We start from the raw sequence: 2112 nt of genomic DNA on the forward strand, positions 1-2112 counted from the left end.
CCCGCAAATTGACCGAATGCCATCCCCAATTCCTTGGTAGATAGTAAGGTGGGATTAGCAACTGGTGGTAAATTATCGGCAGCCTCGCGTCCTAATTGTGCCTTGATTCGCGATCGTCTAACTTGATAGGTGAGATAGTGAGAAAGATTTGTTTCTTGCTGTTGGCGGAGATTTTTTTGAACTCGTTTAATCGTCTCGACATTCTCGGCGGTGCGTTCGTCAGAAACCAGCGAGTGTGAGTAAAGATAAGGGTAACGAGTAATTAATGTCCCCAGCGGCTGCTCGGCAATAGTGTTTTTTTTGCCAGAAGTATCGCCATTGAGGACGACATTCAAGCGTTTGAGCTTGATATAGTCATCGCTTTGCAAATACAAATGCAGCAGTTGGCGCAGTCGCCGCACTACTCGCGAATAAGTCATCCGCACATCATGCAGATGTGAGAGCATATTCACCAAATCGGCAACTGATGAGTGCCCAGATAGTTGCATTTGCCAATGATTGACGAGAATATAACAACAACGGTTGATGATAAGTGGAAAGTTTTGCTCGGCAGTTTTGTCAAAAGCGAGTGTTTCGATCGTCGTCCAGATTCTGCTGTCTGTATAGTTAACACCTTCAATAAATAGACTTTGAAATCTCGCTAAAACCCGATCGGGTGCTTCAGTTCTAACGACATGTAAAAAATGCTCGTAAACAATCTGTTCGACACCGCTACCAAGTTTTTTTCCAACTGCAAACATATTGAATATCCATGACTATTTCTAGTAAATAATTACAGCAAGTTGCTCTAGTACAGAGGCTGCATCGATAAGTAGCATCTGTCCTATAGAATCGAAGTAAGGCTTGCTGGGAGAGGATAAGGTGTATCGATTGGTAACATGGGATTAAAACTTGGGATTAAACGGGGGTTTGATGATTGCTTACCCCAAATCGTACCCGGATATTCCGCTTGGTGGTGTGAGATCGATCGCTCTTAAGGTACCCACATTCAGATCTATTACTATCAGCTTTGCTAAAATTACGCTTTATGTCGGTACCGATCGATGCTAATTTGACCTAATGACGAAGAAAACGTGCGTGAAATGGCTCAAGTGGAATTAAATACCCTCCAACTCGGTAATAACGGTCATCCCCTGATTATGCTTCATGGCTGGGGTCAAAATCTCCAATCCTTACAGCCGATGGGTGAGTTGCTAGCAACTCACGCAAACATTCATCTGATCGATCTACCTGGCTTTGGTAAATCCCCACCACCGCCAGAAGACTGGGATACAGCTCAGTATGCCGATCGGATTTGTCAGTATTTAGACGAGCTAGGCATCGAACGAGCCGATTTGGTGGCGCATTCTGTTGGGGGCAGAATTTCAATTCGTCTGGCGCATAAATATCCAGAGCGGGTACGATCGATGACATTAATCAATGCGGCTGGATTGAAGCGCCAGCGCACCTTCGGGCAGTCCCTCCGCAGTCAATGGATCGCCAATATGCGGAATACCCTCAAACTCTCACCACTCTATCGTGACGAACTCCTCACTTGGCACAGTCAAAAATACGGTTCGCGCGACTACTTAAACGCTGGCGCACTCAAAGGTACCTTTATCAAAGTCGTTAACGAAGATCTCACGGAACTTGCCAAACAGATTCCGGCTCCAGTGTTACTATTGTGGGGCGAAAAAGATACAGAGACTCCAGTGGAAATGGGACACCGCTATCACAGTCTCTTTCCCAATTCTGAATTAATTACGATTCCCAACCGCGATCACTTCATGTTTCAAGCAGAAGGTTCTCATCTTTGCTCTTATTATGTAGAGAAATTTCTCGCACAGTTAGCTAGTTAAAGGTGCAAAATCCCCATTGTTGCGATCGTGTTAATGGTTTTACTTAACTCTAAATATTAGGACTTCGGCGGAGATCTTTACCCCCCCAACCCCCCCATATAAAGGGGGGGCTTTACTACCACCCCGTTATAATGGGAGGGCTGGGGTGGGGTAAAGGACTACGCCGAATTCAAATATGGGTTGGGCGGGTTTGAATGAAACTTTTAGTACTAACAGCATCCCTAGCATCAACCCGCCCATACAGATCCTTGCTCTTACGATACTTCCCCATGCT

At 45.4% G+C, this 2112-nt stretch carries 1 protein-coding gene and 1 pseudogene; one reads left to right on the forward strand and one right to left on the reverse strand.

All coding sequences use genetic code 11. From position 1 onward, the window contains the following. Positions 1–740 (reverse strand): annotated as a pseudogene (locus RMO52_RS03280) (hypothetical protein); the annotation flags it as partial. Positions 741–1082: 342 nt separating this feature from the next. On the opposite strand from RMO52_RS03280, the gene RMO52_RS03285 reads away from it, so the two are divergent. Further along, positions 1083–1838, forward strand: coding sequence for an alpha/beta hydrolase (locus RMO52_RS03285; RefSeq protein ID WP_310410794.1), 756 nt, complete (start codon positions 1083–1085; stop codon positions 1836–1838). Positions 1839–2112 lie beyond the last annotated feature (274 nt).

This window comes from Chamaesiphon sp. OTE_8_metabat_110 (assembly GCF_031382685.1).
Lineage (GTDB): Bacteria > Cyanobacteriota > Cyanobacteriia > Cyanobacteriales > Chamaesiphonaceae > Chamaesiphon.